Raw genomic sequence first — 7,069 nt, forward strand, 5'->3', positions numbered from 1 at the left:
TCGGCGCAAATCAGACCGTTTTCGACATCCTCAATAACACGCATCTTAAAAGCCATGCTATAACGATTTACGGGCTTCTTTTCTTTCATTTTCTCTTCTCCTTAGAAGTTGATTTGGTGTCAACTTTTTTAGGACGGGACACCTTCCCCCTTAGCATTACGGAATCAATACGGACTCATTACGGACTAAGTCCGTATTGATTCCGTAATGCAAAGGAGAAGGTCGCGCAGCATGCCGATGCTGCGTAAAGAATGCGGAAAGATATTGGGGTGGGGAATTCCGCTTCCAAATGTGTTGCGCAGCATGCCGATGCTGCGTAAACGATAGGTCTCACGGCTTCGCAGCATCGGCATGCTGCGCTACATTGAAACAGTGGACAATTATCTTGACGAAAACAAGCCTCGCCTTTGACTGGCATACATAAGATAATTACAGCATTACAAGGAGAAACAATGCTACCCGGTGGTAAAAACATGAAAGACCTGATGAAACAGGCGCAGCGCATGCAACAGGAAATGATGAAACAGCAGGAAGAGCTGGAAAACAAGTATTTTGAAGCCAGCTCCGGCGGCGGAATGGTGAAAGTCTCCATCAGCGGAAAATATGAGCTAAAGAGCATCAAGATCGATCCCCAAGCCGTCGATCCCGAGGACGTGGAAATGCTCGAAGACCTCATCGTGGCGGCTTTTCTCGAGGCATTCAACAAAGCAAACGAAGCCTCAAACGAATCCATGAGCAAGCTCACCGGAGGGATGAAAATCCCCGGTCTGTTCTGATCAGATGCAGCTTTCGGCAAATCTCGAACATCTGGTTCAGACCCTGAACCGGCTGCCTGGAATCGGCAGAAAAACAGCCCAACGCCTTGCTTGGCATCTGGTTGGGCATGATCGCGACTATTCCTTGGAATTGGCAACCGTGATCAGAAACACCGTTGAGAGTTTCACCACCTGCAGGCTCTGCAACATGCTTTCCGAAAGCGATCCCTGTCACGTTTGCCTTGATGACGAAAGAAGTGACGCGCTGCTCTGCATCGTGGAAAACAACGCGGATGTGCAGATCATCGAAAACATGAACGAATTTCGCGGACGCTACTTTGTGCTCGGACACCTGCTCTCCCCCATCGATGGTTTTGGGCCAGAGCAATTGCATATCCCTCAAATGATTAGCCTGATCATCAAAATCGCTCCGGAAGAAATCGTCCTTGCCCTCAAACCATCCGCGGAAGGCGAAGCTACGATTCACTATCTTTCCGAATTGCTTGGCAAACGCGGACACAAGGTGACCCGGCTTTCCACAGGAATCCCCTTTGGCGGAGACCTTGAATACAGCAGTTCGATCACTCTCGTAAACGCATGGAAACGCCGCTACCAGGTACTTTAAACTGATGTTCACCGGAATCATTGAAGCCACTGCTCAGATCAAATCCATCGTTGCTTCCGAGGGTAAAAAAATCCTCACGATTCAACGCCCCGCGGTTTTTGACGACATTAAAACCGGCAGCAGCATCGCCTGCAACGGGATCTGTCTCACGGTCACGTCTTTTGATAACAACACTTTTTCTGTGGAAGTGATGATCGAAACCATGCGCAAAAGCACTGCCTCAAACTGGCAACGCGGCACGCTGCTCAATCTCGAACGCGCTTTGATGCCGAGCGGCAGGCTGGACGGACACATCGTTCAGGGGCACATTGACCGCAGCGCGAAAGTGCTTGAAAAGAGCCGCAAAGGCATTACCGACTATCTGAGATTCAGGCTCGAACGCGAAGATTTCGCGCTGGTGGCTCCCCAAGGTTCGATTGCCATCAACGGAATCAGCCTCACGATCGCCAATCTGAATAGCACAAGCTTTTCCGTAGCTTTGATCGGTCACACGCTTGAAAACACCAATCTTTCGACACTCCAACCCGGAGACGAAGTCAATCTCGAATTCGACGTTCTGGCAAAATATATCAAACGCATCCAGGAAGGCAATAAACTGAGCGGAGAGTGGCTGCATGAACAAGGTTTTTAGAGCACTGATCATCATCGCTTTGGCGATAGTTATTCACGGTTGCGGAAGCAAAAAAAGCCCTACCGGTGGAGCGGTAGATTCCGAAAAACCGACCGTCTTAACCTCTCTGCCCGCAGCCTTTGGACAGATCTCAAACGGACGCATTCTCATCGATTTTTCCAAACCGATGGACAAAAGTTCCATTACCCAAGGCATCTATATCTACCCCCCCATCGCGGATAAGAAGATCACGCTGGACAAGAACACCGTCACCATCCTCATCAACGAAGAGCTGAAAACGGACACGAACTATTACGTGACCCTCACAACGCGCCTGAAGGACATCCGCGGCAATAATCTGGAGGAAAATCAGACCCTCGTTTTTGCCAGCGGAAAGCTAAATAACTACCGCGTCGCCGGTACCATCGAATATGAATATCCGCTTGACCGAAACTCCTATATCCAGTTCAATCTCCTTTCCGCCGATTCTCTGATCGTTCTAAGCCAAAAGATATCAGGCGGAGCCTATGCCATCGATGCCCTCAACCCCAGCGACTATATTCTCCGTGCCTATATCGATAAAAATAACAATGGTCGTTATGACTTTTCGATCGAGCCCTGGTTCGAAACAAAATCATCCATCCGTCAAGCCACAAATATAAACATGACAATGGCTTATGCGGATACGACCCGCCCCGTGATCAACAACATTCAGCTTCGTTCCAACCGCGAAATACAGATCGATTTTTCCGAAGCGGTCAAATCCTACTCCAACCTCAGGATCAGCCGCGTTCACGACAAAACGGAATTGAAAATCATTAAACAACTCCTGCTTGGCGACAAGCTGCTTCTTCTCACTGCGGAAATGGACAGCTCGGCTTATGCGATTGAGATCATCGCGCTCAGCGATCACAAGGCAAACGCGCACCCGAGAACGCTATATCGCTTCAATGGCACCACCCAAAAAGACGAAACACCGCCGACAATCGTATCTGCCAATCCCCGCAACGGCACCTCGGTGAACGACTTGGAACCGGTTTTGGAAGTGCGTTTCAGTGAGATCATACCCCTCGAAAACGTTATGGTAAAACTGATTTCGACCGAAGGAGGGGAAGTGATCGCCATGGATATCATCCAGGCAGATCATTTTGTATGCAAATTCCGTCCCAAAAGACCTTTGCAAAACTACCGCACCCACTCCCTGATCATTGGCTCCGAGAGCTCGGACATCAGCGGAAACAAATTGGAATCGGATTTTAAGCTCGTCTTTTTACCCCTGAAGCGCGATAAATGACCCGGCTGTGTCCCTGACTTTTTTCCCTGTAGCGCAGCATGCCGATGCTGCGGAAGCGCTTATCTGCTGGCTGCTGCCGCTAAATGTTAGAGTTGTTGATCGTAAATTCTCATCATCCGCCACTCATGGCTGATCAGCGTTTTGAAAAGTCAATTTCCAAAAGTTTCACGATGCGTGCCGCGACGTTTGTGCCAAAGAGATCGGGATGCCTTTCAGGAGTGGAAAAGGTAGATATCGCGTGAGGAAAATCATCCGCGTTGACCGGCAAAAGTAGGTTCCAGCCGCTTTGTACTGTTTCCAGCCATTCTGTCTCATAACGCAGGGTAACACAAGGTTTGCCAAGAATATAGGCTTCCTTTTGTATGCCCCCGGAATCGGTGATGATGATGGCGGAATTGTCCATCAAAGAGATGAAATCCAGATATGCCTGCGGCTCGATGAAGCTGATATTGTTCAGCGATTCGAAATCGAAGCCGCTCAATATGTTGCGCGTTCTGGGATGCACCGGAAACAGAATCAGGCGATCCAGCGTATTCAATCCGCGCAGGATCATTTCCAGATTAGCCGGATCGTCCACGTTGTAGGGTCGGTGCAGAGTGAGTAGAGCATAGGAATCGGGATCCAAATCCAGGAGGTTCAAAACGATGGATTCCTCTCTTGCTCTGACGATGCCATATTTGAGACTATCAACCATGATGTCGCCCACGAGGTGGCATATATCCGTAAGTCCTTCGCGCGCTGCGTTTTGCATGGCGGTTTCAGTCGGTGCGAGGAGGATATCCGAAACGTGATCGGTCACGATGCGATTGATCTCCTCCGACATGCTGCGGTTGAAACTACGAAGACATGCTTCCACGTGCACGGTTTTGATGCCGAGTTTAGAGGCAGCAAGAGCTCCGGCGAGAGTGGTATTTGTGTCGCCATAAACGATTACATAATCGGGCTTTAGGTCAATGAGCAAAGGTTCGATCGAGGAAAGCATTTCCGCGGTTTGCAAAGCTTGCGAGCCGGAGCCGATATTGAGATTGAAATCCGGATCGGGGATTTGCATGTCCCGAAAGAAAACGTCGTTCATTTGAATATCATAATGCTGTCCGCTGTGAATGATTAGCTCCTCATGTTTTTCTCGCAGCAGGCGGGAAAGAGGCGCAAGTTTTACGAATTGTGGGCGGGCTCCGACGATCTGGACAATCTTCATTTTATCTCCTTGTAATCAGGGTGGAGGCAGGATTTCACAAAGCGAAATTATGTCAAGAAACGAATGTCGATGGATTTTCTGTTAACATACTCAAGAAAAAGATAGACAGATTATCCATTCAAAAAATACTTGTCTTTTGGTTCGAGTAAATATATTGAGGTTTATTAATGTTCGAGGATTTGAACGTAACGGAGCTTGTGAGACAATTCGCAACACCGGAGAGAATAACTCTGGCGATCAGGGTGATCCTGATCATTGCCATAGGTATTCCCCTGTTGGGTTTGATCCGCAGGATGATCCGCAAATTGGTCAAAGACCGGCTTTCCCCCCAAAGCGAGCAACTCATAATGCGCGCGGTGTTATACACCGGAATTCTGATCCTATTGATCAGCTTGCTCAACGAGTTTGGATTCAAGCTTACCGCGCTTCTTGGCGCCGCGGGAGTCTTTGGAATCGCCATTGGTTTTGCCTCGCAAACGAGCGTTTCAAACATCATCTGCGGCATCTTTTTGATCTCGGAAAAGCCATTTGTGGTTGGCGATTTCATCCAAGTGGGCAGCACCATCGGGATGGTCGATTCGTTTGATCTGCTCTCCATCAAGCTCAAGACCTCGGACAACCGCTTTGTGCGCGTGCCAAATGAAACCATGATCAAGACGGAAGTGATCAACATCACCCGATTTCCCCGCAGACGGGCGAACATCAACGTTTGTGTGGCATATAAAGAGGATTTGAAGAAAGTGATTGGGATTTTGAAGAAGATAGCGGAATCGGAACCGCTCGCTCTTCAGGACACTCCACCGGTTATAAACGTAGAAAGTTTCGGAGATTCGGGCATCGGCATTCTTTATGGCGTTTGGGGCAAAACCGAGGAGTTAATCCTCCTCAAGACATCGCTAATGATCGGCATCAAAGAGCAGTTTGAAGCAGAAGGAATCGAAATCCCCACCCTTTTTTCCCGCTCTTTGCCGACAAAGAATCTGAACCCATAAAAATAAATACCATAGAAGGAAGAAAAACATGAATACGAAACCCAAAATCAAGGCAATCATCTTTGATCTGGACGGAACCCTGCTGGACAGCCTGAGAGACATCGCCATCAGTATGAATCAAGCACTGGCAGACAGCGGCTTTCCAATCCACGAAATCGAAGATTACAAGGGTTTTGTAGGCAACGGGCTATTTGAATTGTGCAGAAAAGTTGCACCAAAATCCGTAAAATCGGAAAAAGAGATCGAAGCACTCGCGGAGAAATTCTGGTATCTCTATGAAACCCAATGGTATCTGCACACCAAGACCTATCCAGGTGTGTTGTATCTGATCCAACTGAGCGTTGCCAGAAAGCTCAAAGTGGCAATTCTCTCAAACAAAGTGCACTATTTCACCAAAAAGATGATCCGCCACTTTTTCCGCGGCGTGATGGTCAACCACGGTAAAAACCCCTTTGGCATCTACAGCGGCGAACAACCTGATATGCCGGTGAAACCTGATCCCACCAGAGCTTTGGAACTGGCGAAAAGATTGAAGGTCAAGCCGGAGAATATCGCGTTTTTAGGTGACTCCGCCATCGACGTCGAAACTGCAAAGAACGCAGGCATGATCTCTGTCGGAGCAGCCTGGGGATTTCGCGGCAGAGCCGAACTCGAAGCTGCGGGTGCGGATCTGATCTTTGATACTCCCACGGAGTTTTCCACCTACCTGGAAAAAAGCCCCGTCATCTGATGAAATCCTTTCGTAAGGAGCTCTGGTTCAATACCGCCCACCGGCGTGAGTATCTCAATTTCACTTCTGAAATGGAGAAATGCGTGCATGAAAGCGGAATCAGAGAAGGCTTGTGTTTGGTGAACGCCATGCACATCACAGCCTCGATCTTCATCAATGACAATGAATCCGGCTTGCATGGCGATTTTGAACGCTGGCTGGAAAAGCTCGCCCCCGAAAAACCGCACTCCCAATATGCTCATAATGGCTTTGAAGACAATGCCGACGCGCATCTCAAACGCCAGCTCATGGGTCGTGAGGTGGTGGTGGCGATCTCCGACGGCAAGCTCGATCTCGGCATCTGGGAACAGATATTCTACGGCGAATATGACGGCAAACGTGCCAAACGCGTGCTCGTAAAAATCATCGGAGAATGATCCTCAAACGAGGATAATCTTCTACAATCCAAAAAAAAGGTCATCCGCGAGGGTGACCTTTTTTGTAATACGTGATGGGAAACTTATCTATTTGAAATAGTAGTATACGCCGATCTGGGGAACGTGCATGACGATTTCGCTATTCTGATTGAAAGTAAGCGGCAGCTCGAAACTGAAGGAAAACTTGTCGCTAACCCAAGTTTCGCACGAAATTGGTCAAATTTGCAATTTTGTGCTCGTAAGTCATTGATAAATAGACAGCGCGCTTCCCAAAAACAGCAAAAAATAACCAAAACGGCAACCATAATAAATCTTGACATATATTCGGCTCTCAATAACCTGACGTCATGTTTATAAGAAAGAAAGTTTCAACGAACCCAAGTAACGGTAAGGTATATACTTACTACCAGTTAGTCGAGTCTAGAAAGATCGAGAAAGGATCGCGCAGT

Annotated in this window: 9 protein-coding genes; 7 read left to right on the top strand and 2 right to left on the bottom strand. The window is 48.3% G+C overall.

What is annotated here, in order from left to right; genetic code table 11:
- Positions 1-185: 185 nt before the first annotated feature.
- Positions 186-353, bottom strand: a complete 168-nt coding sequence (locus tag Q8M98_00420) for a hypothetical protein (GenBank protein MDP3113214.1) — start codon at positions 351-353, stop codon at positions 186-188.
- A 99-nt stretch (positions 354-452) separates the two neighbouring features.
- Here Q8M98_00420 and Q8M98_00425 point away from each other — a divergent pair, with 99 nt between their 5' ends.
- The 4 genes from Q8M98_00425 to Q8M98_00440 are packed head-to-tail and all read left to right on the top strand — an operon-like array spanning position 453 to position 3,284.
- Complete coding sequence (locus tag Q8M98_00425) at positions 453-776, top strand: YbaB/EbfC family nucleoid-associated protein (protein MDP3113215.1); 324 nt, start codon at positions 453-455, stop codon at positions 774-776.
- Positions 777-780: 4 nt separating this feature from the next.
- The gene (gene recR / locus Q8M98_00430; GenBank protein ID MDP3113216.1) at positions 781-1,380 is read left to right on the top strand and encodes a recombination mediator RecR; all 600 of its coding nucleotides are present in this window, start codon (positions 781-783) and stop codon (positions 1,378-1,380) included.
- Between the two features lie 4 nt (positions 1,381-1,384).
- Entirely contained in the window at positions 1,385-2,011 is a 627-nt protein-coding gene (locus tag Q8M98_00435) for a riboflavin synthase (protein ID MDP3113217.1), read from the top strand.
- Complete coding sequence (locus Q8M98_00440) at positions 1,995-3,284, top strand: Ig-like domain-containing protein (protein MDP3113218.1); 1,290 nt, start codon at positions 1,995-1,997, stop codon at positions 3,282-3,284. Before Q8M98_00435 ends, Q8M98_00440 begins: the two co-directional genes overlap by 17 nt.
- 133 nt (positions 3,285-3,417) lie before the next feature.
- Here Q8M98_00440 and wecB read toward each other — a convergent pair whose 3' ends face one another.
- Positions 3,418-4,482, bottom strand: coding sequence for a UDP-N-acetylglucosamine 2-epimerase (non-hydrolyzing) (gene wecB, locus Q8M98_00445; GenBank protein ID MDP3113219.1), 1,065 nt, complete (start codon positions 4,480-4,482; stop codon positions 3,418-3,420).
- 197 nt (positions 4,483-4,679) lie between these two features.
- Here wecB and Q8M98_00450 point away from each other — a divergent pair, with 197 nt between their 5' ends.
- From Q8M98_00450 to Q8M98_00460, 3 genes are read left to right on the top strand one after another with little or no spacing between them, the layout of a single operon-like run.
- A complete protein-coding gene (locus Q8M98_00450) occupies positions 4,680-5,474 on the top strand; it encodes a mechanosensitive ion channel family protein (protein MDP3113220.1) in 795 nt (264 codons plus the stop codon).
- A 28-nt stretch (positions 5,475-5,502) separates the two neighbouring features.
- The gene (locus Q8M98_00455; GenBank protein MDP3113221.1) at positions 5,503-6,204 is read left to right on the top strand and encodes an HAD family hydrolase; all 702 of its coding nucleotides are present in this window, start codon (positions 5,503-5,505) and stop codon (positions 6,202-6,204) included.
- Positions 6,204-6,620: a secondary thiamine-phosphate synthase enzyme YjbQ gene (locus Q8M98_00460; GenBank protein MDP3113222.1), complete on the top strand. Its 417-nt coding sequence runs from the start codon at positions 6,204-6,206 to the stop codon at positions 6,618-6,620. The genes Q8M98_00455 and Q8M98_00460 overlap by 1 nt, the downstream gene beginning before the upstream one ends.
- The last annotated feature ends 449 nt before the right edge of the window (positions 6,621-7,069 follow it).

This window comes from Candidatus Cloacimonadaceae bacterium, assembly GCA_030693415.1.
GTDB lineage: Bacteria > Cloacimonadota > Cloacimonadia > Cloacimonadales > Cloacimonadaceae > JAUYAR01.